Source organism: Rickettsia honei RB, from assembly GCF_000263055.1.
GTDB classification, from domain to species: Bacteria; Pseudomonadota; Alphaproteobacteria; order Rickettsiales; family Rickettsiaceae; genus Rickettsia; species Rickettsia rickettsii.
In genome coordinates this window covers 94,149-120,376 of sequence record NZ_AJTT01000005.1, presented here as the reverse complement: position 1 = coordinate 120,376, position 26,228 = coordinate 94,149, and the positions used below count along the sequence as shown (strand labels likewise).

The window sequence follows — 26,228 nt, the reverse complement described above, 5'->3', positions numbered from 1 at the left end:
TTATCTACTTGAAAAGCTAGCTCAAATATTTCAGTTATTGAGAAAAATTTTGACTTAATTAATTCTAAATAAATGAATATAGTAAACTGATCTCCATTTTGTACTTCGTTGTTCGTTGTCTTGCCTATTAATATATAGGCTCTACCCTTACGCTTGTCATAAAATGGAGCTGAGTTTACTATAGTAGCGAATTATAAGCGAAAGACAATATATTAGGTTCTGTGAAGGAAAATTAAATTAATATATTTTTGCTCTTCTTTGCTGCAAATTATAAGATTGTTTTGAAATAGGAACAACTATTACTGCAAACATCTTATTAATTTTCGCTAAAAAATATCTGAAAATATAAATAATGGAATTATCCTTTACAGAATCTAATATATCAAGCAAATTCTAATAATACCTGCCCTCTTATAACATTATCCTTTTCATTAACAAAAATTTTAGCTATTTTTCCGTCTCTTTCGGCAAGAATCAGGTTTTCCATTTTCATAGCAGTTAAAATCATAATTTCTTGTCCTGCCGTCACTTCCTGCCCTTCTTTCACCTTTATCGCAGCAATCTGACCGCTTAGAGGAGCTTGTAGTTCGGAGCTTTCTTCCACCACTACTTTTGAGACCATCAACGCTTCAAGTTCTGAGATACGAGGAGAGCGTACAAAGGCTTTTACGCTAATACCGGCATGCGATAATAAATAACCGGTTCTGATATTCTCAATTTTCACATTTGTCTTTTTACCGTTAATTATAGCTGTAAAAAGTTCATTACCTAAATTCCAGTTACTACGAATATATATTCTATCGCTTTCGTGACGTATATTATAGCCGTTTTCAACAGGTGTAATTAATACTGGAAATAGTTTATCATCGATAGTTACTACCCACCTTGTACCTATTTTGTTAGCCTGATTGTTAATATTGCCGGAAATTAAAGAAGCACGTCTTTGCTCCGATATATAAATAAAAATAGCCGTTGCTAAAAATACGGTAGTTACTTCTGAAGTTAGACTAGCTCCGGAAAAACCGTCAGGATATTCTTCTTGAATAAAGGCAGTAGAAATATCGCCGCTAACAAAGCGTGGATGTAGCATTACCGCTTCTAAGAAACTGATATTATGAGCAATACCGTTAATTATATAAGAACTCAAAGCAGAATGCATTAGCTCAATTGCCTGCTCTCTTGTTTCACCGTAAGTACATAATTTTGCAATCATTGAGTCATAAAACATACTTACTTCGCCGCCAAGCCCAATCCCTGTATCTATACGAATATTAGGACTCTTTGCAGGTTCGGAATAAGCTATAATTCTACCGCTAGAAGGTAAGAAACCTCGGCTTGGGTTTTCAGCACAAATTCGTGATTCAAATGCCCAACCTTTTAATTTTACGTCATCTTGTGTAAATGACAATTTCTCGCCGGCTGCGATTTGTATCATCTCTTCAACGATATCTATACCGGTAATTAGCTCAGTAACAGGATGCTCGACTTGCAACCTAGTATTCATCTCTAAAAAATAGAAATTTTTATTGCTATCTACTATAAACTCAACGGTACCGGCCGAATAATATCCCACTTTTTGAGATAAGGATATTACCTGCCGATACATTTCTTGCCTTATATCTTCAGTAATAAAAGAACTTGGTGCTTCTTCGATTACTTTTTGATGGTGACGCTGTATGGAACATTCCCGCTCTCCGAGACATACACTATTGCCGTATTGATCGGCAATTAGCTGAATTTCGATATGACGGGGAGTTTGAATTAACTTCTCAATAAATAATCTATCGTCACTAAAACTATTGGCTGCTTCAAGCTTTGCCGACTCAAAAGCATTGGCCATTTCAGCGGGATTATTCACTACTCTCATACCACGCCCACCACCGCCGGCAGCCGCTTTTACTATTACCGGAAAACCAATCTCTTTAGCAATATCTATAGCTTGTTTAACATCGTTTATAGTTCCCATATAACCTGGCACGGTACTAACTCCGGCTTCTATCGCTATCTTTTTTGCTTCGATTTTATCGCCCATTTTTTTAATAGTTCCGGCACTCGGTCCTATTAAAACAACACCTTCTCTCTTAAGAATATTGGCAAAATTTGGATTTTCTGATAAAAAACCGTAACCTGGATGTACTGCACTTGCGCCACTTTCACGAATCGCCGAAATAATATTTTTAATAGATAAATAACTTTCCGTTGCAGGAGAATCACCTATATAATAAGCCTCATCTGCATGCTGCACATACATTGAGTTTGTATCTGCTTCAGAATATACTGCAACCGACTTTATCCCCATCTTTTTTAAGGTACGTATTATCCTAACGGCGATCTCGCTACGATTAGCAATTAAAATTTTATCAAATAATGGTTTATTCATAGTTTTTTATATCCTAATGTCACCCGTGGCTTGACCACGGGGTCTTGTGTCACAGACTGTATTCTGAGATCCCGTGGTCAAGGCACGGGATGACAGCTAAAGCGGCAAATTATCATGCTTCTTCCAAGGCAGTTCTACTTTTTTAGTACGCAGGAAATTTAACGCCTTACATATTCGCCATCTGGTATTTTGCGGTCTTATAATATCATCCAAATATCCCCTAGATGCCGCAACAAAAGGCGAAGTTACTACTTTCCTATATTCATCGATTTTTTGTTTTTTAGCTTCAGGGTTTTTACATTCTTCCTTAAATATTATCTCGGCTGCTCCCTCTGCCCCCATAACAGCGATTTCCGAATTAAACCAAGCATAGTTTATATCGCCTCTAAGATGCTTGGAGTTCATAACTATATAAGCACCTCCATAAGCCTTACGGGTAATTACAGTAATCTTCGGCACTGTAGCTTCCGCATAAGCGTATAACAGCTTAGCCCCGTGTTTAATAATACCGTCATGCTCTTGGGATGTACCAGGCAGAAATCCAGGCACATCAACAAGACTTACTATAGGAATATTGAAAGCATCACAAAATCTAACAAATCTTGCTGCTTTTCTTGAGGCGTTTATATCTAAACATCCTGCTAAATGCAAAGGCTGATTAGCCACAAATCCTACCGGATAACCTTCCATATAACCAAAGCCAATAATGATATTCTTAGCAAAATCAGGTTGTAGTTCAAAAAATTCTCCCTCATCAACGATACGCTCAACAAGCTCTTTCATATCATAAGGCTTATTAGGAGTGTTAGGTATTAACGTGCTAAGCGACATATCAACTCTATCGGCAGGATCAACAGTCGAACGAACAGGAAGAGGACTACGATTGGATGACGGAAGGAAATTAAAGAATTTACGAATTTCAAGCAATGCTTCTATATCATTGTTAAATGCAAGATCGGCAACGCCGCTTTTAGTGGTATGCATCCTAGCACCGCCGAGCTTTTCTTGGCTTACTTCTTCACCCGTAACGGTTTTTACTACATCGGGACCAGTTACGAACATATAAGAACTATTCTTAACCATAAATATAAAATCGGTTAAGGCAGGAGAATATACCGCACCACCGGCACAAGGGCCCATAATTAGGGTAATTTGAGGGATGACACCCGATGCTAAAACATTACGCTGAAATAATTCACCGTATCCGGCCAGAGCATCAACCCCTTCTTGAATTCTTGCTCCCCCTGAGTCGTTAATACCGATTACGGGAGCACCGGTTTCTATAGCTTGATCGATAATATCACAGATTTTCTTAGCATGATATTCGCCGAGAGAGCCGCCGAGTACGGTAAAATCTTGGCTATAAATAAATACCAACCTACCGTTTATCGTACCGTGTCCCGTTACAACACCGTCACCTAAAAACTTTTTATCCTGCATCCCAAAATTATCGCATCTATGGGATACAAACATACCTGTTTCGGTAAAGCTATTCGGATCTAATAATACTTCTATGCGTTCTCGTGCAGTTAACTTACCTTTTTGATGTTGTGCGTTGATCCTAGCTTCACCACCCCCTTGCCTTGCAATATTTCTTCTCTCATCCAGTAACTCAGGAGAGATTATATTACTTTGATTCATAGATTATTTATAGTTTTATTTTCCAAAATATCCATAATATAATATAATAATGCTAATGTGAAAAGATAATTATTTATGTCATCTACCAACTATATCAAAGAAGCACCGCAAAAAGCCAAATCACCGGCTAAATTTGATAATTTATCAACTGCCTTAAAAAAGAATTTACAAAGAAGAAAGAAAGTTAAAACGAAAGATACTACAAGCCAAGCTTTATCTGCATTACAAACAATAGTCAAAAATTACACTGATTCTACGGACGAAAACATTTCTCTTGTAGATGAATTAATAAAATCAAGATGCTTAGAAACAGAAAATAAATAAGCACCACATTTGACATATTAATATAAATTGCTAATATTTGGGGAGTTTAGGTTTTGTTGCATAGCTCGCTTATGTCATTTTCCCGCATAGGCGGGAATCCAGGGTAAAGCGAGATAAATCGAGTTTTTAGTTTTAAAAACTTACTGTATTTATATTTTTTAATTACTGGATTCCTGTTTTCACGGGAATGACATAAGAGTCACCCAATAAAATTGGCATTTAAAATATTTTATATCATGGACACAAACAAATTATATCTTTTCAAAGATAGACGATTTTTACCGAATTTTATAGTGCAGTTATGCGGTTGTCTTAATGATAATATATTAAAAAATGCTCTGGTAATCCTTATAACTTATGGTATTTCAGGAGCTTTAAGTAAATATAATAATCTACTTGTTTTAATTGCTAATGCTACTTTTGTATTACCTTTTATAATATTCGCAAGCATAGCAGGACAAATTGCCGATAAATACGAGCGTGCAAATCTTATTAAAATTATTAAGATTTGTGAAATCGGTATAATTGCCTTTGCAATTTACGGATTTCATCATAATAATCTGTTAATCCTTTTTTGTTCTATTTGCTTAATGGGTATACATTCTACTTTTTTCGGTCCAATCAAATATAGCGTATTACCTGATCACCTAAATAAAGACGAACTACTTGGAGCTAACGGCTTTGTTGAAGCCGGAACTTTTATCGGTATTTTTATCGGTACTATAATCGGCAGCTATTATACAATCAGCAATAATTTTATAATTTATTCCTTAATTACCATCGCTTTTCTTGGCTGTATTACAAGCCTTTTTTCCCCAAAATCTAAAAACGTAAATCGTGATATTAAAATAAATTTTAATATTATAGATGAAAGCATAAATATGATTAAATATGCCAAAGCAAAAAAACAGATATATTTAGCTATACTTGGTATTTCATGGTTTTGGTTTATCGGAGCTGCTATAATTTCTCAAATACCTTTACTTGCTAAGATAACTTTTAAAGCTGATGAGAATGTTGCTAATTTATTTTTAGCGGTTTTCTCGCTTGGTGTTGGGGTCGGTTCGTTTTTATGTAGCAAAATATTTGAAGATGAGATTACCGTTAAATATCTATTTATTTCAGCCCTAGGCATTAGTATTTTCGGTATTGATTTATTCTTTGCAAGTAGAATTAGCTCAGTTAACTACGAACCTACTCAGCTAAAAAGTATTTTAGTATTTTTATCGAAAAGACATAATTGGCGCATAGTTATAGATTTATTGTTCTTAGCGGCAATAGGCGGATTATATATCGTTCCGCTTTTTGCGATATTACAGCATTACGCAAACCCTGCTCATCGTAGTCGAATTATTGCCGTTAACAATCTTATCAATTCCATTTTCATGGTGGGATCCACAATAATTCTATCTTTATTATTTTACCTAAATTTCACTATACCCTGGATTATATTATTTATTAGCCTAGCTAATATAATCGTTACTATACATATTTACCGTTTAATACCTGAAGTTAAAATTATTCCATTTAAGCTACTTCGAAGAATATTCCAAATCTGTTTTGATCTTATATATAAGGTTGAAGTTAAAGGATTTGAAAATTTTCAAAAAGCAGGTAAAAAAGTAGTAGTGGTCGCTAACCATATTTCATATCTAGATCCGCCGCTAATTGCTACTTACTTACGAGAAGAAATGACTTTTGCAATTAGTCCCGATATACAAAAAATATGGTGGATTAAACCGTTTTTACGTATGGCAAGAACTTTGCCGGTTGATCCAAGTAACCCAATGGCAATAAAGACTTTAGTAAAAGAAGTACAAAAGGATCAGAAAGTAGCAATTTTCCCTGAAGGTAGAATAAGCGTTACCGGCTCTTTAATGAAAATATACGAAGGACCGGGAATGATTGCCGATAAAGCCGGTGCTACCGTCTTACCGGTTAGAATAGACGGTACTCAATTTACTCATTTATCAAAATTAAAAAACATATTAAAAAGGAAACTATTTCCTAAAATTACTATAACCATTTTACCGCCGGTAAAATTCGCTAATATGGATGCTACAAGCAATCAAGAACGACGCAGTTATATATCTAGGACTCTTTATGATATCATGGCTGACATGATGTTTGAAAGTTCAGACTATCAAAATACTGTATTCTCATCTCTTATAGAAGCTGCTAAAATTCATGGATTTAAGAAAAAAATAGTTGATGATTTTGAAAATAATGCGGTTACTTATCGAGATTTAATATTAAAATCTTTTATCCTAGGTGATTTAATCAAAAAGAATAATATCTTTGGCAGAAATTTAGGCTTAATGTTGCCTAATACCACGAATACGTTAATTACTTTTTACGCTATGCAATCCAGCGGTTATGTTCCTGCTATAATTAACTGGAGCAGCGGCATAAGTACTATTATTAACTCCTGTAAACTTGCACAAATTAAAGTAGTTTACACTTCAAAACAATTTATTGAGAAAGCAAATTTACATGAATTAATAACTAACTTATTAGATTTCGGTATTAAAATAATATATTTAGAAGATTTTAAAAATCAGATTGGTACAGCCCTAAAACTAAAAGCAAAAATAGGAAGTTATTGTGCCCAAACTTATTACAATTATTTTTGTCGTAATCGTGATGACGAAAAACCGGCAGTGATAATTTTTACTTCGGGTACTGAAGGTGAACCTAAAGCCGTATTATTATCTCACAGAAATTTACAAACTAATAGATATCAAATAACTGCTAAAGTACCTTTTAGCCCTGAAGATATGGTATTTAATGCGCTACCGCTATTTCATTGTTTTGGTCTTAGTGGTGCAATTATTACAACTTTAAACGGTATTAAGCTGTTTCTATATCCTTCTCCACTAAATTATCGTAGCATTCCTGAAGTTATATACGATATTGGAGCAACTATATTAATTTCTACCGATACTTTTTTAAACGGTTATGCTAATTACGCTCACCCATATGATTTTTACTCATTACGCTATATATTTGCCGGTAGCGAGAAATTAAAAGAATCTACACGACAATTTTGGCTTAATAAGTATGGCATACGTATTTTTGAAGGATATGGGATTACAGAAGCCTCACCTATTATAGCTTGCAATACCCCTATGCATAATAAAGCAGGCACGGTAGGAAGATTATTACCGAAAATTGATTATAAGCTTGAGAAAGTAGAGGGAATAAATGAAGGGGGACGTTTATTCATTAAGGGTCCTAACATCATGCTTGGTTACTTGGACTTAGAAGGTCACCGTACTTATAAAGAATGGTACGACACAGGCGATATAGTCAAAATCGATTCTGAAGGATATATAACAACTCTAGGACGTTTAAAACACTTTGCTAAAATAGCAGGGGAAATGATATCTCTTACAAAAATTGAAGAACTTGCAAGCGAAATTGATCCTGATTCCTTGCACGCTGCTATTTCTATTCCCGATAAAACGCACGAAGACAAGATTATTTTACTTACTACCGGTTCCAATATAAATAGAGAGAACTTTGCAGATGCTGTATCTAAAGCTCAAATTCCTTTACTACATTTACCGAAAGTAATTATTACCGATTCAGAAATACCTCTACTTACAAACGGCAAAATTGATTATCTTGAGATTATGAAAAACGTGGATAGATTTTAACGTCATTGCGAGCGACTGCAAGGAGCGTGGCAATCTCAGGAATCGTGCCTGAGATTTCTTTGTCGACGCCTATGGCGTCTTCTCGCAATGACGGAAAAAAACGCCACACACAACAACGCTGGTCAAACCACGGGACGATATTTATTTTTTCTTTTGACTATTAATAGCAGCATTCAACACTAATTTAAACCACTTACCTAATAACTCTTCATCCTCCATTATGATAGAGTTACAAGTTTACCTTTACTTTGATATACAAATGACTCAGAACCGAAAGATTGAAAATATTCATAAGTGCTTAGGTCTGACTTAAAATATAATTCATTGCTCTTAATAATTCCTATCATAACACCACCCTTATATATACCATATCCACCAAACATTACACGAACGGCTACTGAACTATATGGTTCTAACAATTCTTTGACATATTCAGTAAATGCATTTTGGTTCATAATAATCGCTTTAAATACAACAAACCATAAATAAACGTACCTAATATAATAAACAATGGAGTTAAAGGTAAATCAAAGTAGAAAGAGCTAAATGCAGCACAAAAATTAATAAATAAAGATATAAGAATTGATATCATAATCATCTGGGAGGGGCTATATGCTACAAACCGTGCAATCATTGCAGGAATAAGTAAAATAGCAGTTACCATAAGTACTCCGACAATCTTTATAGCAGAAAATACCGATAATGAGAGAAGAAGTAAAAATATTAGCTCAATAATATTAACCTTTAAGCCTTTTATGACGGCAATATCTCTATTGATAATGATAAGAAGCATTTGATTATAAAAATATACTATAAAGCCTATAATAGTTATTAGCACTATTGCAAGTATCATCAAATCATTAAAAGATACGGATAAAATATCCCCAAACAACAAATTCACTATATTATTCTGCAAAGAAGTAAAATAATTAATAACTAAAGCAACAGCTAGCATAAAGCTAGAAATTAAATTAATAACTGCGTTTTTTTCAGAATTATTTTTAAAAATAAACACAAAAAACGAAAAAAGAATTGCAACTATTATGCCTGAATATATTAATGGAACATGTGCTATAGTACTTATACTAGCCACTAAAAAACTACTATGAGCAAGCCCGTCACCGAAATAAATATATCTCTTCCATAGGGCAATGCAGCCAAGCGGGGCAAATATGCAGCTAATTAAAATTAAGGCTAGTATTATTAAAGTCATCTGAGTATATTATATATGTTTGTTGTATGGCCTCTTGTTATCCCGTGGCTTGACCACTGGATCCACTAAAGTTCTTAGGCTGTACTTATGGAGCCCGTGGTCAAGCCGCGGGATGACATTGGAAAGAATCATAGACTATGTCTTCAATCGATAAAAAAGAATTAGAAAAATTTGAGCAAATTGCTCATAATTGGTGGAATAAGGACGGAGAATTCGGTATCTTACACCGAATAAACCCTATTCGCCTTGAATATATAATAGAGAAAATAACTACGCATTACAATAGACACCTTTCCAAACTCGCTTATAGAGAGGAATTTGTAGGAAACATGCAACGCAGCACCGCAGCGTACGCTTTGGTACGTGAGGATGCGAGCAGCAGATTGACGCACAAATTACCTCTAGAAGTAGAGTTTGAAAAGATGTCTAACGATATTTCTAAATTAGAAATATTAGACGTCGGTTGCGGTGGAGGGTTAATTGCAACGCCTTTAGCGGCTCAAGGTTTTAACGTTACAGCCATTGATGCACTGCAAAGTAATATTGAAACGGCAACTGCTTATGCTAAGGAAAACGGCGTAAAGATAAATTATTTACAATCTACTATAGAAGAATTAGAAAGTGACAAGCTATATGATGTGGTAATTTGTCTTGAGGTTATTGAACACGTAGAAAACGTACAGCAATTTATACTAAATTTGGTGAAGCATATTAAGCCAAACGGTATGGCAATAATTTCTACGATTAACCGTACTAAAAAAGCTTATATACTTGGAATAATAGTTGCCGAATATATTTTAGGTTGGGTACCAAAAAACACTCATGATTATAGCAAATTCCTAAAACCGTCGGAAATTTACGAAATGCTTACGGATACCAAAATTGAAATTAAAGAGCTAAAAGGCTTGGTATATGATCCGCCTAAAAATGAGTGGAAATTAAGCGATGATATAGACGTAAATTATTTTATGTGTTTGGGGAGAAAGAGTATGTGTTATCCTAGCTAACTTGATCAGCCTTGTTGCATGAATACCGAATCGTCATTGCGAGCGATGACTGACAAGGAGCGTGGCAATCCAGAAAAATAATAAAAAAATGCTAATTTTTAGCATTTTTTACTGGATTGCTTCGTCAATTGCTATGCAATTTCCTCGCAATGACGCAAAAACTGATCCATGCAACACAGCCGACTTGATCGCGGGATCCAGTTAAACATACTAATATTATTAGTATGTTTAGTTGTTTTCTGGATACCGTGGCAAGCCACGGTATGACAAAGTTCTTAGTATATATTTAAAAAAGATAATAAATGAATAATAACGTAATTACTAGATTTGCTCCGTCACCGACGGGGTTTTTACATATAGGTTCGGCAAGAACCGCCCTTTTTAATTATTTGTTCGCAAGGCATCATAACGGTAAGTTCTTGCTTCGCATTGAAGACACTGATAAAGAAAGGTCAACTAAAGAAGCGGTAGAAGCTATATTCTCAGGTCTAAAATGGCTAGGGCTTGATTGGAACGGTGAGGTTATATTCCAGTCTCAACGTAATAATCTTTACAAAGAAGCTGCACTAAAACTACTGCAAAACGGTAAAGCATATTATTGTTTTACTCGCCAAGAAGAAATAGAAAGACAGCGACAACAAGCTTTAGAAAATAAACAGCATTTTATTTTTAATAGCGAGTGGCGTGACAAAGATCCATCTATCTATCCTACTGATATTAAGCCGGTAATACGTCTAAAAACTCCAAGAGAGGGTAGCATAACAATTCATGACACTTTACAAGGTGAGATAGTAATTAAAAACTCTCATATAGACGATATGGTACTATTAAGAGCAGACGGCACTGCTACTTACATGCTAGCCGTTGTAGTAGACGATCATGATATGGGTATAACTCATATTATTAGAGGTGACGATCATTTAACCAATGCAGCAAGGCAACTCGCTATTTATCAGGCTTTCGGATATGCAGTACCGAGCATGACTCATATACCGTTAATTCATGGAGCAGACGGAGCAAAATTATCCAAAAGGCATGGAGCATTAGGCATTGAAGCTTATAAGGATATGGGGTATTTACCGGAAAGTTTGTGTAATTATTTACTGCGTCTTGGATGGAGTCACGGCGATGATGAAATTATCTCAATGACTCAGGCTATAGACTGGTTTAATCTTGATTCACTCGGTAAATCACCTTCTAAGCTTGATTTTCCTAAGATGAATAGCCTTAACGCTCATTACTTAAGAATGCTTGACAATGATAGCTTAACTTCAAAGACTGTAGAGATATTGGAACAAAATTATAATAAACTTCTTCGGAAGCTCGCTTATAGGAAGGAATTTGAAGGAAACACGGAACGCAGAACCGCAGCGTATATAGACATACGTGAGAATGCGAGTACCGGATTGACGTACAAATTACCCCTAGCAGTAGAGTTGCCGAAGAAGTTTAAGGTTAGTGAGCAGGAAATAGGCTATATCAAACAAGCAATGCCAAGCTTGTTAGTTAGAAGTGAAACATTACTAGAACTAACACACCTTGCTCAAATTTATCTAGTAGATTCGCCTATCATCTACAGCCAAGATTCAAAAGAAATTATAGAAAATTGCGATAAGAATTTAATCAAACAAATTATAGAAAACTTAAGCGAACTGGAGCAGTTTGATAAGGAATCCGTACAGAATAAATTTAAAGAAATAGCAGCAGCAAACGACTTAAAGCTGAATGACATTATGAAACCGGTAAGAGCTTTAATAACAGGTATGACTGCATCACCTAGCGTATTTGAGATTGCAGAAATTTTAGGAAAAGAAAATATTTTAAAAAGGTTAAAAATTATATGAAAGATTGTATAAAAAAAATTGCTTTTATTTTTAGTGGATTATTTATAATAACCGGCACTTTTGTTTTGTATAGCATAGAAAACGTCAACGCATCAACAGCACCAAAAAAGTACGGAGCTTGGACTTTAAATTGTACTCTTAATAATGAGAAAAAACAACTTTGCTTCTTATCACAACAAATTAATAATCTAGAGAAAGATAAAGAAAAGGAAATATTAGCCATTTATCACATAGGTTATTTCAATGGGGAACAAGAAGAACAGGAATTAAAAATAATAGAAATAGTCCCGTCAAATGTTCAAATTCCGGCAGGTACAGTTATTAATAGCGGTGACAAACGAATAGCAGCCGGAAAATACGTAAATTGTACAGTAAACGGCTGTCAGGCTTTAGCTATTATTACAAAAGACGATCTAGACATAATTTTATCAAACGATAATTATATAGAACTAATTACCGCAGACGGCAAACAAGCTAAAATTTCATTTATAAAAGACGGCTTAAAGGAAGGCCTCAAAGCTTTAAGTAGATAGTAACGCAAGAATTTAAGCATTGTTGCGTGGATACTAAACCGTCATTGCGAGCAACTGAAAGGAGCGTGGCAATCTCAAGATTTTGGTCCGAGATTGCTTTGTCAAAATTTTCAATTTTTCCTCGTAATGACGACTTGGATATCCGCACAACAAAGCTTTGAGTCGCTTAGCGCATAACCACTCGCTATTAAGTTGCTTTAAAGCTTAATTAAGCATCGTGATGATGGTGTCCATGTCCAGGCCCTTCACCGCCTAAACTTGCTTCATATTCAAGAACCCATGATTGATGCAATACCATGCCGATCAGCGACTATCCATCTCTCTAAAAGAACGTGAAATCCCGCTTCTCTTTCCAGAAGAATTATTGAGTGATCCGTAGAAGCAGGTAATGGATGGCTCCAAAATGGTTTTTCTTGGCTTATATTTTCAAAAAATGTCTTAAGCTCATTAAAAGGTAGTCTTTGAGAAAAATCATTAGGATGATCAGTGATCGCATATGTATCCACGTATTTTATGTGCCATGGTATAATCCCAATGTATATCAAACTTGTCACCGACTTTTACTTTATGAACATGATGGTACTTGCTTCTATCTCTCCAACCAAATGTTTTGTCAGATGAAAATTGTCACATTTCTGCATTAGTATAATTAACAGAATCTCTCTCATCTTCTTTTCCACCGCTAAGAAGATGTCCCTCTTTAATTTATACTAATTCAGTTAATAGTTATACTTACGAATAACTAAACACCAATTAAAGCAATAAACTTAATGAAGTTCTATTAATATTTCTAATTAATTTGCTATTTTTAGTAAATATTAATAAAACCCAGCTTTAGTTGATATTAATAAGAAAAATTAAGCTTGTGGCGAGCTTCGCACTACCCTATTATTTTATCTTTTATCCTTTAGATTGCTTTTAGAACCTAATTTTTTAAGTTTTATATATAAACTTTATCTTATTTTAGTCTTTCTTAACTGTATAAATTATAAGATTTTTTTAAAATAAGAATAGTAATTTTCTAAAACCTTACTAATTTTAGTTAGCATAGTTTAACCAACCAAAAGCTAGAAACTGTTATTACTAATTTTTTAAATTAAACGAATATATACATTATAGATTAACCTTGTCTATAACTGCAACAAGAAATCTATTCTTAATAATTAAAGCGTAAAACCGCTTAAAACCTTTTGATCATCCTATATAAGGCTGTTAACAAAATAACTTTAATTGATAATTAAAGAGATTTTTACAGTAATAAATATCCCTATTTCAATTTCAAAAAAATCTTATAATTTGCAGTTAAAAAGAATTTAATGAGCTTTAAAATTATTTTGTTAACAGTCTCATAGGTAAATACCAAAGGTTGAGCTATTATAATTAATTAAAAAATATTTGCAGTCATTTATTGAAATAATTACAAGAAATTCTATATTTTATTTTTTGAGGAAGAGTTTTACTAAAGAGTTTATTTTCAAATTAAGCAAAGAATCGCTTTAAAACCCATTTGTTGCATAAATCAGTTGTGTCCTACTGCGACTTAATAATGTGTTGTACAGCACGTTGTTAAAATCGTCATTGCGGAGCAGGCATTGCCTGCGTGGACTAGTTTCTCAATTGTCATCCTGCGAGCTTGTAGCAGGATCCAGTTTAAAATGCTAATATTATTAGTATTTTTTTCTGGATACCATGGTTAAGCCACGATATGACATTGAACAGGTTTTGCAGTCCACGCAACAATGCCTCCTTACAATGAGGGAAACGAGCAATACAACAAAACGGGTTTATTAGAGCTATTGCATAACCTATCTTATAGAGATATAGACTTAGAAATCCATACCGCCCATGCCTCCCATACCGCCACGCATTGGCATTGGCTCTGCCTTATCAGAAGGTTCGTCAACAATTAAAGTTTCCGTGGTAATAATTAACGAAGCAACGGAAGCAGCATCTTGAAGTGCAGTACGCACTACTTTAGCCGGATCAATAATTCCTGCTTTAATCATATCGACATATTGCATATCTTGAGCATTAAAGCCATAATTTTTATCCTTATGTTCTAGTAATTTACCAACTACTACGCCACCGTTTTCACCGGCATTTTCAACAATCTGTTTTAACGGATCCTTTAAAGCTTCTATTACTATTTCAATACCTGCTTGTTGATCCTTATTCTCTACTTTAAGCCTTGTTAAAGGTTGTGATGCATGAAGTAATGTTACACCGCCACCGGCAACAACACCTTCCTCAACTGCCGCTCTTGTAGCAGCAAGTGCATCTTCAACACGATCTTTACGCTCTTTCACTTCAACTTCCGTAGCACCACCAACCTTTAATACGGCAACACCACCGGAAAGTTTAGCTAAACGCTCTTGTAGTTTTTCTTTATCATAATCAGAAGTAGTTTCAGCTATTTGAGATTTAATTTGTAATACTCTATCTTCAATATTTTTCTTATCACCGTTACCGTCAACAATTACGGTATTTTCTTTAGAAATTGTTACTCTTTTTGCTGTCCCTAGACTCTTAATACTCACATTTTCAAGCTTCATACCTAAATCTTCAGTAATAAGCTCACCTTTAGTTAGGATAGCAATATCTTCCATCATTGCTTTTCTTCTATCGCCAAAACCGGGAGCTTTTACTGCCGCAACTTTTAAACCACCACGTAATCTATTGACTACAAGCGTTGCAAGAGCTTCGCCCTCAACATCCTCAGCAATAATTAATAGCGGGCGTTGTGATTGTACTACAGCCTCAAGTATAGGTAACATCGGTTGTAAATTTGATAATTTTTTCTCAAATAGTAAGATGAAAGGATTTTCAAGCTCAGCAACCATTTTCTCGGAATTCGTTACAAAATACGGTGATAGATAACCTCTATCAAACATCATACCTTTAACTACTTCAACATCGAAGCTAAAATTCTTTGCTTCTTCAACGGTTATCACGCCTTCCTTACCGACTTCCTCCATTGCCTTAGCAATTTTCTCACCGATTTCCTTATCACCGTTTGAAGAGATAGTACCGACTTGTGCGATTTCCTCTTGGCTATTGATTTTTTTACTGGATTTTTTAATTTCTTCTACTACTGCGTTTACTGCTAAATCCATACCACGCTTTAAATCCATAGGATTATAACCGGCAGCTACTAGCTTATTACCCTCACGCGCCAAAGCTCTAGCCAGTACCGTAGCTGTAGTAGTACCATCACCGGCTACTTCTGCAGCTTTTGTAGCAGCTGATTTTAATAGCTGAGCTCCCGCATTTCTAATTTTATCTTTTAACTCGATCGATTTTGCAACCGTCACACCATCTTTTGTAATTTTCGGTGAACCGAATGATTGCTCTATAAGTACATTTCTGCCTTTTGGACCTAAAGTAACTTTTACTGCATCTGCAAGTATATCAATGCCTTCTAACATTTGCTCACGAGCTTTTGAGCCGTGTTTAATAAGTTTTGTTGCCATATTTAATTTCTCCTTAAAAACAAATAATTAATTAATAATACCAAATACGTCGCTTTCTTTCATAACGATCAGTTTTGTGCCTTTAATTTCAATTTCGGTGCCTGCCCATTTACCGTATAAAACTTTATCGCCTACTTTTAGCTCTAAAGGATGAATTTCGCCTTTTTTATTACGAATACCATTACCTACGGCTACTATTTCACCTTGCATCGGCTTTTCTTTTACAGTATCCGGAATAATAATTCCACCTTTAGTTTTTTCTTCTTGTTCGATAGGCTTTATTGCAATTCTATCATGTAATGGTTTAAAAGACATTTTGACCTCCAATTATTAAATCTTTAAATGTACATACTATATATATTTTATTTTTGTTAGTTCAAGGGGCAAGAATAAAATTTTTTTTATTAGAGGTCTATTCTTTCTCAAAATCTTCTAAACTAGTGCCGTGTTTAGTTTTACTCCATTTCAAATTCAAAGGGCAGAAAATTATTTCAAATACTGCTTTATATGAAGCTACAGTATGTAATATAAAATAACTAGCCCATAAGCTCAAAGCTACTATATCCTAAAATTTTACTTTTCCGCTTTTTAAAGAATTTTTTAATATATACAGAGCTGTACCATATAGATATAAAAGCAAAAAAATACTATTAATAAGACATAAATAATTAATTATAGAATTTTTATTTATAACAATAGAAAATATTATAAAGGGTAAACTCCAAAAATTATAAATATAAATTGTTATTACTTGCAATAAAGTAAACTTTTGGCATTTATCTTTTTGTGCTTTAAATACCAAAAATGTTTGTAAAAAGCCTTGAATCCAATGTGATCTTTGATTTAGCCAATTACCTAAACTATTCGGATCTTCTTCTAGAGTATAGGAATCACGAATAGCTACTTTATAGTTCTGTGAGTAAATTCTTATACCAAGCTCGGCATCTTCTGTTACACTATAAGAATCCCATCCGCCAAGCTTATTTAATATATCCGTTTTAAAATGATTACTAGTACCCCCAAGAGGTGTAGGAAGTTTTAGCAAACTTAATCCTTTCAAGATATATTCAAAACATAAACTATATTCTATATTAAACATTTTTGAGAATAAAATATTCTCATTTTTATTATAAAAATTAAGCTTAACTTGAAGACAAGCATATTCTAGAGGTAAGTTTTTAAACATTGCTAGAGCTTTAAGTAGCTGTTCAGGTTTATCTTCAGCATCATATACTACTAGATACTCGCCACGTGAATATTCTAGAGCACAATTAAGGGCTTTCGGCTTTTAGTGCTTGGTAGACTTTTCGGAACAGATATAACATGAAAATAAGACGGTAAATTATATAACACTATTTCTTTAATCATTAGATAATCGTCATCTTCGATAATAATTTTAACGCCTAGCTTATCTTTTGGATAATTAATTAATGAAATATTTTTAATTATTGACCTTAACTTACTTATTTATATAACGGTACTAAAACTGTATAAACCGGTAAAGCTTTCTCCTCATTTTGAAAAATTTGTGATTCCACCGAATGATTTTTAGTACTACTTGTTTTGTGAAGCGATTCCACCTCTGTCATCCCGCGACTTGATCGCGGGATCCAGTTAAAAATACTAATATTAGTAGTATTTTTAATTATTTTCTGGATACCGTGGTCAAACCACGGTATGACACTGAATACGCTTTTCAATCCATGCAACCCTTACCGAAGGCGATTCTCTTACTACCCTTATACATAACAGAGATTTTAAAATATTTTGCAAACAATAGCTTATATTATTAGCAACATGAAATAAAACCGGCAGATAAATCAATGTGGCTATAAACACGACGAAAAATATTATTATTTTATTGGTATAATTAATATTCAATAATAGGTCCGACTTTAAATTCAAGAGCATATTTTGCTTTGATACTAGTTAAATAGGCGAAATTTTTTTCTAATAATTTATAAAAATAATATTTCTTGATCAGCATTATGGATCTAAAAATATTATTATTACTAAACAATATTTTTAGATCATTTATAGCAGTTATTGTATTACCATGAACATCGTCACATATACAATAACCATTCACTACATAGGCTTGTATATAAGAATAATTATAAATTTTAATATAAGAAATATTGCTTATTAGCAGCAATATTCTATTTTCATATAATATATCAATCATTATCTCATTATCGATAATTGCTTCTTCGATCATAGCTTTTAAATTAGTAGCTTGTTTTTTACCTAATAAGTTTTTATCTCTGATTATCTGTAATATTATATCTTCATTTATACATCTAACCATGCTGAAAAATTTATACCTGATATTTTATATTTCTTAATTTGAAAGACTGCGATCCCAAAAATGACCGATTTGAGCAGTTAACAAGTTTCTATTCTCTTTACCAAAATTAATTATCTTTGCAATTCCTAACTGCTCATAAACTGGACTATCATATACATAGCCGTAATTTTGCTGAGTATGGTATTTTGTAAAACTTGTAAGCATTATGCCGTTTTTAAATTTAATCCCTTCACAAGTAGAAAAATTATAATACATCTTCTTAGAACCAATATTAATTGAATGTCCAAAGCTAAATATATTTTGATTAAAAATAATAACAGGACGGATATTTTGAGACATTCCCATTAGTAAAGATATCTCGCCTAAAAAATCTTCTTTAAGTTTTTTACTCTTACTCATTAAAATTTTAGGCTGAGCCGCAATAACAAAATCTTTATCTTCAAATAGCTTCAATTTATAGTAAATAGAAGCATCCGTGCTTATGTTTTTTTATTCAAAAATTTATCTTCTTTGTACAAAAAATGTACTCAAATATTTTGATTATCGGTAATACCGTACTACAGTACTACTTACAAATTGCGCATATTGATCAGAGGATAATTCTACTAATAAGGCATAATAGACAATAATATAATCTTAATACCATAGCCGCTTAAATTTAAAAAATACACTATAATAGCAATTATAAATTGAGTAAAGAGCTGGGTTAAAAAATTTTTAATTGAAGTAGTGTATGGCCTATTGTAGTAATGATTTTATAACTTAAAATTCATTCAAAGAGGAAAATATGAACGATCCAAAATATAGAACTATTACTTTTACCGAAGAAAGTAGAACAGCAAATATTAATATATCCCCCAATAAAATAACAATTGGAGCTAATCAGCGTGTTACGTTTGAAAGCCTAGGCAATGTTGCGGAATTAATCTTAGGACCACATAGTAGTGTTAAAGTAACAGATCTTAATCATAAGGTATTTATAAATAATACCAATCGAGATAAGATAATTATATTATCAGGTGAACATATTGCTTTTGATGATAATCCATACGCTTAATAAATACGTTCTTCTCGTGGAAGATTGGTTGCGTGGATACATGCACCGTCATTGCGAGGAGCAAAGCGATGCGGCAATCCAGAGCAATAATAAAAAAATGCTATAAATTAGCATTTTTTGCAATGACGGGAACACTGATCCACTTAGCAACTTTCTAAGACCCAAGCAGTACCTGATTTTGTAGTTTAAATAATTCCGCAGCTCCGCCTTTAGCAAGTTTTAACATTGCTAAAAACTGATCTTCGGAAAAAGGATTTTTCTCTGCCGTGCCTTGTACTTCGATTAAATTACCGTTACCTGCAAACACAAAATTACTATCCACGTCTGCATCACTATCTTCTAAATAATCCAAATCTAGTATCGCTTCACCTTTATATATACCGCAAGAAATAGCTGCAATTTGACTAATTAACGGGTTCACCTTTAAAACTCTCTTTTTCATCAAGGACCTAATAGCTAGGTGCAATGCTACGTAGCTCCCTGTTATTGCTGCAGTTCTAGTACCGCCGTCAGCATTAATAACATCACAATCTATGATAATTTGCCTCTCGCCGAGTTTCCTCACGTCAATTACACATCGCATCGCCCTACCTATTAAACGCTGTATCTCTTGCGTTCTTCCGCCTTGTTTCCCAAGTGCCGCTTCTCTTTTAATACGCTGTGATGTAGAACCGGGAAGCATACCGTACTCGGCAGTAATCCAGCCTTGATTTTGTCCCCTCAAGAATGGCGGTACGGTAGTTTCACAAGTAGCACTACACATGACATGTGTATTACCGATTTTAATAAGACATGAACCTTCCGCATTAATAAGCGGGGATAATTCTAATGAAATAGGACGTAATTGGTTGCTTTTTCTTCCTGACTGTCTCATAATACAATTTGTACTCCATAAGTAAAAATAAATAGTAAAGTTTAATTTGGAAAAGAGTAAGGCGTTTCATATTTTTTGCAGCATACATACTAGTACGTGAGGATAAAAAAATACGAAACAACAACGCCAATTTTTCAAATTAAACGAGTATACCATTGAAAAAATTTTTATTATATCTATATATATCTTAAAAAAGAACATAAATATAAAGTAAAGAATATGATAGACGATAATATAGAAAATAATGAACAAACAATAAATGATATTGCTGAAGAGATAGTTGAAACAGCAAATCCGGAGATAACAGCGTTAAAAGCCGAGATTGAAGAGCTAAAAGATAAGTTAATAAGAACTACTGCTGAAATAGACAATACAAGAAAGCGTTTAGAAAAAGCACGTGACGAAGCAAAAGATTATGCAATTGCTACATTTGCTAAAGAACTACTAAATGTTAGTGATAATCTTTCAAGAGCATTAGCACATAAACCGGCAAATTCTGATGTAGAAGTCACAAATATTATTGCAGGCGTTCAGATGACTAAAGACGAGCTAGACAAAGTCTTTCATAAACATCATATTGAAGAAATAAAGCCGGAAATAGGATCAATGTTCGACTATAATTTACATAATGCAATTGCACAGATAGAACATCCTGATCATGCACCGAATAGTATTATTACTTTAATGCAATCAGGATATAAAATTAGAGATAGACTACTTCGTCCTGCTACCGTACAAGTAGTTAAAAAACCTTAATACTCGTTCAACTTCAAAAATTGGCGTCATCGTTTTACAAGAGCTTCAATTCTCACGTATTAAGTATACGCTGTGATCTTCGCCTTGTGAACTCCTAGAGTTGATCTTCGTATAGAAAATGAGGAAAATAATAATGAATAGAACCGTTATATTTTGGCTAGTTTTTTTAGGGCTTTTTATCAGCGGTTTTATGCTAATTTCAGACGCAGTAAAACCATTTTTTATCGCATTTATAATATCTTACTTACTACAACCTGCTATAGGTTTTATCGCATCAAAATTTAAAATATCAAATAAATTTGCATCAAGCATAATTTATCTGATATTTTTGAGCATATTTTTCTTAAGCTTAACTATTTTAGTGCCGATAATTTATGGACAAATTTTTACTTTTATAAATAATATTCCAAAATATAACAATTATTTACAGACAGAAATATTACCGCCTATAATGGTAAAAATTTATTCGATAGAACCTGATATTGCCGATAAAATCAAGAATTCTTTAAGCAATTTTATAAATAGTATATTTACTATACTTGGCAGTATTGCTAATAATTTTTGGCGTTATACTATTATAACTATTAACATATTTATTTTATTTTTACTTATACCTATAATATTATTCTATTTCCTACGTGATTGGGCTAAAATTATTGCAAACATGAAATCATTATTACCTATAAAAACCCGACCGAAAATCCTTGAAATATTATCGGCAATTAATAATCTGTTATCTGCTTACATAAGAGGACAGCTAAATATTTGCTTATTATTATCTACTTATTATAGTATTGCATTTACCGTAATAGGTATTGATCTCGCTCTTTTACTTGGCATTTTAACAGGATTTTTAGTTATTATTCCTTTCCTTGGTACTTTTATATCGTTTCTTTTAACTCTAATTATCGGCTATTTAACTTTTGGTGTAACTACTAAATTACTATATATAATGATAATTTATCTAGTTGGAAATATTTGCGAGTCTTATATTTTCACCCCTAAAATTATCGGTGATAAAATAGGGTTGCATCCTCTTTGGATTATATTCTCAATTTTTGCCTGCGGCAGTTTATTTGGAATTATTGGAATATTTTTTGCTATACCGATTGCAGGGATTACAAAAATTTTACTTTTGAATCTAATTAAATTTTATAAATCTAGCAAATTCTACCGAATAGACGACTAAAAAATTCTTATAACAGTGCAGCAATATATATTTCGTTTTACTACTTCTAGTAAATATCATCCTGATGAATTTATTGTTTCTAGTTCTAACGATCAAGCTTATAATATTATAAAAAATTGGCAGTACGGCTTTGGCGTTAACCCTTATAAATTTACTTTATTAATTAAAGGACCTTCTTCGTCAGGCAAAACTTATTTAACCAAAATATGGCAAAATTTAAGCAATGCATATATTATTAAAGATATTTTTTTTAATGAAGAAATTTCAGAAAAATATAATGCTTTCATCATTGAAGATATTGAAAACTGGCAAGAGCCGACATTACTTCATATATTTAATATTATTAACGAAAAACAAAAATATCTTTTACTTACCGCATCTGATAAAAGCAGAAATTTTACTTTACCCGATTTATCTTCACGTATTAAATCAGTACTTAGTATTCTATTAAACTCACCTGACGATGAATTAATCAAAATTCTAATATTTAAGCATTTTGCTATTTCTTCGGTAACAATATCCCGACAAATAATAGATTTTCTTTTAGTAAATTTGCCTAGGGAATATTCGAAAATTATAGAAATATTAGACAATATTAACTATTTTGCTTTAATTTCCAAAAGAAAAATAACAACTTCATTAGTCAAAGAAGTTTTAAATAAGTATAATCATAAAACATTGTAACTTTTGCCTTGACTTGAAATCTTCTCACTTGACTTGAAATCTTCTCAATATAACCTTTCTATAAATTAACTTTTTAGCAAAAATTGTGTTGGGATACGAAAAAAAAGTTTAAACAGAGAACAAAAACGGGCTATAGGCATAGGCTTACTATCTATAGGTACTTTTTGAGAATATTTTGATCTTATGTTATATGTTCATATGGCAGTACTAATTGATGAGCTTTTCTTTCCGCAATATGATACTCACGTTAATCGACTTCTTGCAGTTTTTTCTTTTTGTTCTACTTTTATTTTTATACCCTTAGGAGTTTATTATTTGGCTGATAATATAGGTCGAGAATCCACAGTTATTATTACCACTATTTTAATGTCATTTTCTTGCATCGTTATGGTTAATCTTCCTACTTATGCCCAAGTAGGTGCTAGTTGCCGCCTGTATAGTAACAATATGCCGTATAGTGCAAGGTATGTCATCCATGGGAGCAAGAGTAGGAGCAGAATTATATTTAACGGAATCTGTTGGAGTTCCTAAACGCTTTCCTGCCGTAGCATTTGTAGGGGTGTGTGCTAGCTTAGGATTAACTGTGGCCCTTGGCGTAGAAACCTTAGTTACATCCTATGACTTTAATTAGCGTATCGCATTTTGGGTAGGTGCAGGAATTGCATTAATAGGTAGTGCTGCTAGGACTACTTTGCAAGAAACACCGGATTTTGTTGATGCTAAGCGTAGAATACAAGAAACGATAAAAGATAGTAATATAATTGATGTAGCAAAGATAAAAAATAATCCTGTATGGCAGGAAAAAGTTAATAAGAAGACTGCAATTTATTATTTTTTAATACAAATTGCTATAGTAGAATTTTTTGTAGCACTAGCACTTACGTGTTTATGCTATAAATGCAATTAGTAATATTTTTAACTTTTCTTCTATTCTAGTCCATTAATATTAGATAATATAACGCAAGGTTAGCAAATTCTCTTAATTCCACTAATTGTAGTGACTTTTTCTCCAAGTGAATCCCCGGCAATTCCAATATTTTATAAAAGTTTTCCGATTTTAAAATGATTTACCTATGCTAGCTTTATATATGCTTATTCAAGAGCCGCTATGTATGTAATTAGTTCTTTTGGGCTTGTTTATTTAACAGAACGTTTTAATAATTTAGGATTGTTGATAATAGTAATTCCTATTATTATAGGGTATAGACTCGGTATATCACCTTTTAAAAAGCTAGAAGTTGAAGCAGGAAATTATTATTGAATATAAAAGGCGAAATGCGGCTTGCACCTTTTATATAAATTAGTTATATACTTTATCTTCTTCAGCTAATTCGGTTTTAATTCTTTCAAGCAGAGCAAAAACCTTACAATATTATTCAAGCTTTGCGTTTATTTTTTGCAGCTCATCTAAAGTACTACTAAAATCTTCTTGTATTAAATAGGTTTCTACAATTTGATTCTGCTCTAATGTTTTAAGCATAATATCTTGTAACAATTTATTATAGTGATTTTCTAACTTAGGTGTATTTGACATAATGATTAATAAATAACTTTGTATTTTAATTAATATATGAATTTTTTAATAATACAATCACTTTTAGTTAGTTTATGTTATTATTTATCTCTCTTTGCTATTAACACTAATTCATGATAAAGATTTACCTTAAATTTGCATTTTAAGTAATTTAATTATAGATAACTATTAACAAATTTTAATAATTATCTATAATGCACCCTAAAACAGATTAAAGGCATACAAATGGAGCGAATAGAATGGCAAGACCTATAAAAGAAGAAAATAAATATGCCACACTCACTAGAATAGTCGGTAATAATGTAGCACAAATAATTTCATCAATAAATATAGGATTACAATCATTAAAAGGTTCTAAAGATTCGGTCAATCAGATCCAAGATAGGATAAAGTTAATTAAGGAGCTAAACCATAATATTAATCAAGAAACACAAAAAGCAGATATAGGTAATTATAAAAATATACAAGCATTAGCAGAGATAGGATATAAACACACTATTCAAACTGTAGCATTAAACGCATTACTACAAGATAAGAATTACTTTAGATTTACCGATCAAGAAAAACAACAGCGATTTAATCAGCTTAGTGAAGAAATAACATCACAAAATATAATAGTAGATATAAAAGATATAGATAGGGCACATAGTCCTTTTTATAAACAACCGAAACAAATAACTACGCATAAAAGCGTGTTAACAAAAACAGTTGAAAATACAAATACTAACGATCATAAGGAATACAAAACGATACAGTAAAAAAAGAAATTAGAACTAAGCGGCACAGAAAATATAGTAAATAGAATTGGGAAACAATTAATTAATAATACTATTTCTAATAAAAATACAGGTACGCCAAATAATTATATAAAAAGAATTGAAAAAAAGATTTAGGGTTAATAAGGTAAAATAGGAAATCATCAATAGACTTCTTAGCAAAATTTCCTATTGACTTTTATATAAAACAGTATAATTTCTTTACAATTTAACTTTTGTAAAGAAATTATACTCGGCTATGAGAAAGAACAAAGAAGCTTAACACATAAGCAAAAAGAAGCAATAGGACTATTTATCTATTGGTATATTTCTTGAGTATTTTGACCTAATGCTTTACGTGCATATGGTAATACTTTTAAATGATTTATTTTTTCCTAAGTATGATCCTTTTGTTAATTCACTTCTTAATGCTTTTGCGTTTTGTTCTACTTTCAGACCGGTAGGGGTATAATATTTGGTTGGAGTGGTGACAATATAGGCAGAAAAGCAACTGCTATTATCACCACAGCTATTATGGCAATTACTATTACAGCGACTCTTGCTCCTTACTCAGAAATAGGTATAGCTGCTACTATAGTTATAACATTATGTAGAGTTGCTCAAGGGATCTAATCAATGGGCGAGATTATGGGGGCTCAAATTTACTTAACCGAAATCACAAAACCTCCTACTCAATATTCAAGCGTGGCTATGATTGTCACAGCATCTACTGTAGGAGGCGTTGCAGCACTCAGTATAGCATCTATAGTTACCAGCTATAGTTTTAGTTGGCGTATAGCCTTTTGGATGGGAGAAGTTATTGCCGTGATTGGACTAACTGCACGAACTACTTTATAGGAAACTCCTGTATTTGCAGATGCAAAACACCAACTTCAAGAAAGCTTAGCTGATGCTATTGAAAAAGGAGATATAAATATTAAAAAATTAAAAAAACATTTTCTGCTACAAGAAAAGGTCAATAAAAAAACCTGTTTGGCTT

27 protein-coding genes and 3 pseudogenes are annotated in these 26,228 nt (G+C 32.8%); 16 read left to right on the top strand and 14 right to left on the bottom strand.

The features are described 5' to 3' along the window. Positions 1–382: 382 nt before the first annotated feature. Both WSW_RS0106145 and WSW_RS0106140 read right to left on the bottom strand, forming a co-directional pair. Positions 383–2,380, bottom strand: a complete 1,998-nt coding sequence (locus tag WSW_RS0106145; RefSeq protein WP_012151112.1) for an acetyl-CoA carboxylase biotin carboxylase subunit — start codon at positions 2,378–2,380, stop codon at positions 383–385. Between the two features lie 96 nt (positions 2,381–2,476). After that, positions 2,477–4,021: an acyl-CoA carboxylase subunit beta gene (locus tag WSW_RS0106140; RefSeq protein WP_004997890.1), complete on the bottom strand. Its 1,545-nt coding sequence runs from the start codon at positions 4,019–4,021 to the stop codon at positions 2,477–2,479. Between the two features lie 75 nt (positions 4,022–4,096). Here WSW_RS0106140 and WSW_RS0106135 point away from each other — a divergent pair, with 75 nt between their 5' ends. Together WSW_RS0106135 and WSW_RS0106130 are read left to right on the top strand one after the other, a co-directional pair. Continuing rightward, complete coding sequence (locus WSW_RS0106135; RefSeq protein WP_016917461.1) at positions 4,097–4,345, top strand: hypothetical protein; 249 nt, start codon at positions 4,097–4,099, stop codon at positions 4,343–4,345. 236 nt (positions 4,346–4,581) lie between these two features. Then, the gene (locus WSW_RS0106130) at positions 4,582–8,004 is read left to right on the top strand and encodes an acyl-[ACP]--phospholipid O-acyltransferase (protein WP_016917460.1); all 3,423 of its coding nucleotides are present in this window, start codon (positions 4,582–4,584) and stop codon (positions 8,002–8,004) included. A gap of 218 nt (positions 8,005–8,222) precedes the next feature. Here WSW_RS0106130 and WSW_RS1000000109670 read toward each other — a convergent pair whose 3' ends face one another. Then, positions 8,223–8,459 (bottom strand): TfoX/Sxy family protein, encoded by a 237-nt coding sequence (locus WSW_RS1000000109670; protein ID WP_016917459.1) that lies wholly within the window; start codon positions 8,457–8,459, stop codon positions 8,223–8,225. Next, positions 8,456–9,217 (bottom strand): metal ABC transporter permease, encoded by a 762-nt coding sequence (locus WSW_RS0106120; protein WP_016917458.1) that lies wholly within the window; start codon positions 9,215–9,217, stop codon positions 8,456–8,458. The genes WSW_RS1000000109670 and WSW_RS0106120 overlap by 4 nt, the downstream gene beginning before the upstream one ends. Before the next feature lie 137 nt (positions 9,218–9,354). Between WSW_RS0106120 and ubiG the strand changes: the two genes are divergently transcribed. From ubiG to WSW_RS0106105, 3 genes are all read left to right on the top strand, one after another. Continuing rightward, positions 9,355–10,224: a bifunctional 2-polyprenyl-6-hydroxyphenol methylase/3-demethylubiquinol 3-O-methyltransferase UbiG gene (gene ubiG, locus WSW_RS0106115; RefSeq protein ID WP_016917457.1), complete on the top strand. Its 870-nt coding sequence runs from the start codon at positions 9,355–9,357 to the stop codon at positions 10,222–10,224. Positions 10,225–10,526: 302 nt separating this feature from the next. Beyond that, a complete protein-coding gene (gene gltX / locus WSW_RS0106110) occupies positions 10,527–12,068 on the top strand; it encodes a glutamate--tRNA ligase (RefSeq protein ID WP_016917456.1) in 1,542 nt (513 codons plus the stop codon). Beyond that, the gene (locus WSW_RS0106105; RefSeq protein ID WP_016917455.1) at positions 12,065–12,601 is read left to right on the top strand and encodes an invasion associated locus B family protein; all 537 of its coding nucleotides are present in this window, start codon (positions 12,065–12,067) and stop codon (positions 12,599–12,601) included. Before gltX ends, WSW_RS0106105 begins: the two co-directional genes overlap by 4 nt. Before the next feature lie 36 nt (positions 12,602–12,637). Here WSW_RS0106105 and WSW_RS1000000114005 read toward each other — a convergent pair. The 8 genes and pseudogenes from WSW_RS1000000114005 to WSW_RS0106065 all read right to left on the bottom strand — a co-directional run. Continuing rightward, positions 12,638–12,754, bottom strand: a pseudogene (locus WSW_RS1000000114005) (zinc ABC transporter substrate-binding protein); the annotation flags it as partial. Between the two features lie 1,673 nt (positions 12,755–14,427). Beyond that, positions 14,428–16,071 carry a chaperonin GroEL gene (groL, locus tag WSW_RS0106095; RefSeq protein ID WP_016917454.1) on the bottom strand — a complete coding sequence of 548 codons (1,644 nt, stop codon included), beginning with the start codon at positions 16,069–16,071 and terminating at the stop codon, positions 14,428–14,430. A 27-nt stretch (positions 16,072–16,098) separates the two neighbouring features. Next, positions 16,099–16,386, bottom strand: a complete 288-nt coding sequence (locus tag WSW_RS0106090; protein WP_012737041.1) for a co-chaperone GroES — start codon at positions 16,384–16,386, stop codon at positions 16,099–16,101. 97 nt (positions 16,387–16,483) lie between these two features. Beyond that, on the bottom strand, positions 16,484–16,624 hold the full coding sequence (locus tag WSW_RS1000000113295) for a hypothetical protein (RefSeq protein ID WP_016917453.1): 141 nt from the start codon (positions 16,622–16,624) through the stop codon (positions 16,484–16,486). A 12-nt stretch (positions 16,625–16,636) separates the two neighbouring features. Further along, positions 16,637–17,257, bottom strand: coding sequence for a glycosyltransferase family 2 protein (locus WSW_RS1000000113290; protein ID WP_016917452.1), 621 nt, complete (start codon positions 17,255–17,257; stop codon positions 16,637–16,639). Between the two features lie 277 nt (positions 17,258–17,534). Continuing rightward, on the bottom strand, positions 17,535–17,771 hold the full coding sequence (locus WSW_RS1000000113285) for a hypothetical protein (RefSeq protein ID WP_016917451.1): 237 nt from the start codon (positions 17,769–17,771) through the stop codon (positions 17,535–17,537). Between the two features lie 170 nt (positions 17,772–17,941). Beyond that, entirely contained in the window at positions 17,942–18,379 is a 438-nt protein-coding gene (locus WSW_RS1000000109655; protein ID WP_016917450.1) for a hypothetical protein, read from the bottom strand. A gap of 33 nt (positions 18,380–18,412) precedes the next feature. Continuing rightward, positions 18,413–18,832 carry a hypothetical protein gene (locus tag WSW_RS0106065; RefSeq protein WP_016917449.1) on the bottom strand — a complete coding sequence of 140 codons (420 nt, stop codon included), beginning with the start codon at positions 18,830–18,832 and terminating at the stop codon, positions 18,413–18,415. A gap of 334 nt (positions 18,833–19,166) precedes the next feature. Here WSW_RS0106065 and WSW_RS0106060 point away from each other — a divergent pair, with 334 nt between their 5' ends. Continuing rightward, on the top strand, positions 19,167–19,436 hold the full coding sequence (locus WSW_RS0106060; RefSeq protein WP_004997861.1) for a hypothetical protein: 270 nt from the start codon (positions 19,167–19,169) through the stop codon (positions 19,434–19,436). 154 nt (positions 19,437–19,590) lie between these two features. On the opposite strand, the gene rph is transcribed toward WSW_RS0106060, so the two are convergent. Further along, positions 19,591–20,310, bottom strand: a complete 720-nt coding sequence (gene rph, locus WSW_RS0106055) for a ribonuclease PH (RefSeq protein ID WP_016917448.1) — start codon at positions 20,308–20,310, stop codon at positions 19,591–19,593. A gap of 219 nt (positions 20,311–20,529) precedes the next feature. Here rph and grpE point away from each other — a divergent pair, with 219 nt between their 5' ends. The 6 genes from grpE (at position 20,530) to WSW_RS0106025 (ending at position 24,200) form a co-directional block, all read left to right on the top strand. After that, a complete protein-coding gene (grpE, locus tag WSW_RS0106050; protein ID WP_014392612.1) occupies positions 20,530–21,066 on the top strand; it encodes a nucleotide exchange factor GrpE in 537 nt (178 codons plus the stop codon). Positions 21,067–21,199: 133 nt separating this feature from the next. After that, positions 21,200–22,255, top strand: coding sequence for an AI-2E family transporter (locus WSW_RS0106045; protein WP_016917447.1), 1,056 nt, complete (start codon positions 21,200–21,202; stop codon positions 22,253–22,255). A gap of 15 nt (positions 22,256–22,270) precedes the next feature. Continuing rightward, positions 22,271–22,939: an HdaA/DnaA family protein gene (locus WSW_RS0106040; RefSeq protein WP_016917446.1), complete on the top strand. Its 669-nt coding sequence runs from the start codon at positions 22,271–22,273 to the stop codon at positions 22,937–22,939. A 418-nt stretch (positions 22,940–23,357) separates the two neighbouring features. Next, positions 23,358–23,570, top strand: coding sequence for a hypothetical protein (locus WSW_RS1000000109650; RefSeq protein ID WP_238528539.1), 213 nt, complete (start codon positions 23,358–23,360; stop codon positions 23,568–23,570). Between the two features lie 60 nt (positions 23,571–23,630). After that, a complete protein-coding gene (locus WSW_RS1000000109645; protein WP_016917445.1) occupies positions 23,631–23,846 on the top strand; it encodes a hypothetical protein in 216 nt (71 codons plus the stop codon). 201 nt (positions 23,847–24,047) lie between these two features. Then, positions 24,048–24,200 carry a hypothetical protein gene (locus tag WSW_RS0106025; protein WP_016917444.1) on the top strand — a complete coding sequence of 51 codons (153 nt, stop codon included), beginning with the start codon at positions 24,048–24,050 and terminating at the stop codon, positions 24,198–24,200. Positions 24,201–24,239: 39 nt separating this feature from the next. On the opposite strand, the pseudogene WSW_RS1000000109640 reads toward WSW_RS0106025, so the two are convergent. After that, a pseudogene (locus tag WSW_RS1000000109640) lies at positions 24,240–24,473 on the bottom strand (hypothetical protein). A 239-nt stretch (positions 24,474–24,712) separates the two neighbouring features. On the opposite strand from WSW_RS1000000109640, the gene WSW_RS01000000108615 reads away from it, so the two are divergent. The 4 genes and pseudogenes from WSW_RS01000000108615 to WSW_RS0106005 all read left to right on the top strand — a co-directional run bounded on the left by WSW_RS01000000108615 (position 24,713) and on the right by WSW_RS0106005 (position 26,086). Continuing rightward, a complete protein-coding gene (locus tag WSW_RS01000000108615; protein WP_016917443.1) occupies positions 24,713–25,231 on the top strand; it encodes a hypothetical protein in 519 nt (172 codons plus the stop codon). Positions 25,232–25,477: 246 nt separating this feature from the next. Beyond that, positions 25,478–25,700: pseudogene (locus WSW_RS1000000114000) on the top strand (hypothetical protein). Continuing rightward, positions 25,670–25,861 (top strand): hypothetical protein, encoded by a 192-nt coding sequence (locus WSW_RS1000000111755; RefSeq protein ID WP_029375019.1) that lies wholly within the window; start codon positions 25,670–25,672, stop codon positions 25,859–25,861. The pseudogene WSW_RS1000000114000 and the gene WSW_RS1000000111755 overlap by 31 nt, the downstream one beginning before the upstream one ends. A gap of 3 nt (positions 25,862–25,864) precedes the next feature. Continuing rightward, positions 25,865–26,086 carry a hypothetical protein gene (locus WSW_RS0106005; protein ID WP_029375018.1) on the top strand — a complete coding sequence of 74 codons (222 nt, stop codon included), beginning with the start codon at positions 25,865–25,867 and terminating at the stop codon, positions 26,084–26,086. Positions 26,087–26,228 lie beyond the last annotated feature (142 nt).

Bases quoted from the DNA above. Each gene is read 5' to 3' on its own strand.
- WSW_RS0106145 (WP_012151112.1), bottom strand. From the start codon at position 2,380: ATGAATAAACCATTATTTGATAAAATTTTAATTGCTAATCGTAGCGAG.
- WSW_RS0106140 (WP_004997890.1), bottom strand. From the start codon at position 4,021: ATGAATCAAAGTAATATAATCTCTCCTGAGTTACTGGATGAGAGAAGA.
- WSW_RS0106135 (WP_016917461.1), top strand. From the start codon at position 4,097: ATGTCATCTACCAACTATATCAAAGAAGCACCGCAAAAAGCCAAATCA.
- WSW_RS0106130 (WP_016917460.1), top strand. From the start codon at position 4,582: ATGGACACAAACAAATTATATCTTTTCAAAGATAGACGATTTTTACCG.
- WSW_RS1000000109670 (WP_016917459.1), bottom strand. From the start codon at position 8,459: ATGAACCAAAATGCATTTACTGAATATGTCAAAGAATTGTTAGAACCA.
- WSW_RS0106120 (WP_016917458.1), bottom strand. From the start codon at position 9,217: ATGACTTTAATAATACTAGCCTTAATTTTAATTAGCTGCATATTTGCC.
- ubiG (WP_016917457.1), top strand. From the start codon at position 9,355: ATGTCTTCAATCGATAAAAAAGAATTAGAAAAATTTGAGCAAATTGCT.
- gltX (WP_016917456.1), top strand. From the start codon at position 10,527: ATGAATAATAACGTAATTACTAGATTTGCTCCGTCACCGACGGGGTTT.
- WSW_RS0106105 (WP_016917455.1), top strand. From the start codon at position 12,065: ATGAAAGATTGTATAAAAAAAATTGCTTTTATTTTTAGTGGATTATTT.
- groL (WP_016917454.1), bottom strand. From the start codon at position 16,071: ATGGCAACAAAACTTATTAAACACGGCTCAAAAGCTCGTGAGCAAATG.
- WSW_RS0106090 (WP_012737041.1), bottom strand. From the start codon at position 16,386: ATGTCTTTTAAACCATTACATGATAGAATTGCAATAAAGCCTATCGAA.
- WSW_RS1000000113290 (WP_016917452.1), bottom strand. From the start codon at position 17,257: ATGTTTAAAAACTTACCTCTAGAATATGCTTGTCTTCAAGTTAAGCTT.
- WSW_RS1000000109655 (WP_016917450.1), bottom strand. From the start codon at position 18,379: ATGGTTAGATGTATAAATGAAGATATAATATTACAGATAATCAGAGAT.
- WSW_RS0106060 (WP_004997861.1), top strand. From the start codon at position 19,167: ATGAACGATCCAAAATATAGAACTATTACTTTTACCGAAGAAAGTAGA.
- rph (WP_016917448.1), bottom strand. From the start codon at position 20,310: ATGAGACAGTCAGGAAGAAAAAGCAACCAATTACGTCCTATTTCATTA.
- grpE (WP_014392612.1), top strand. From the start codon at position 20,530: ATGATAGACGATAATATAGAAAATAATGAACAAACAATAAATGATATT.
- WSW_RS0106045 (WP_016917447.1), top strand. From the start codon at position 21,200: ATGAATAGAACCGTTATATTTTGGCTAGTTTTTTTAGGGCTTTTTATC.
- WSW_RS0106025 (WP_016917444.1), top strand. From the start codon at position 24,048: ATGTATGTAATTAGTTCTTTTGGGCTTGTTTATTTAACAGAACGTTTT.
- WSW_RS01000000108615 (WP_016917443.1), top strand. From the start codon at position 24,713: ATGGCAAGACCTATAAAAGAAGAAAATAAATATGCCACACTCACTAGA.
- WSW_RS0106005 (WP_029375018.1), top strand. From the start codon at position 25,865: ATGGGCGAGATTATGGGGGCTCAAATTTACTTAACCGAAATCACAAAA.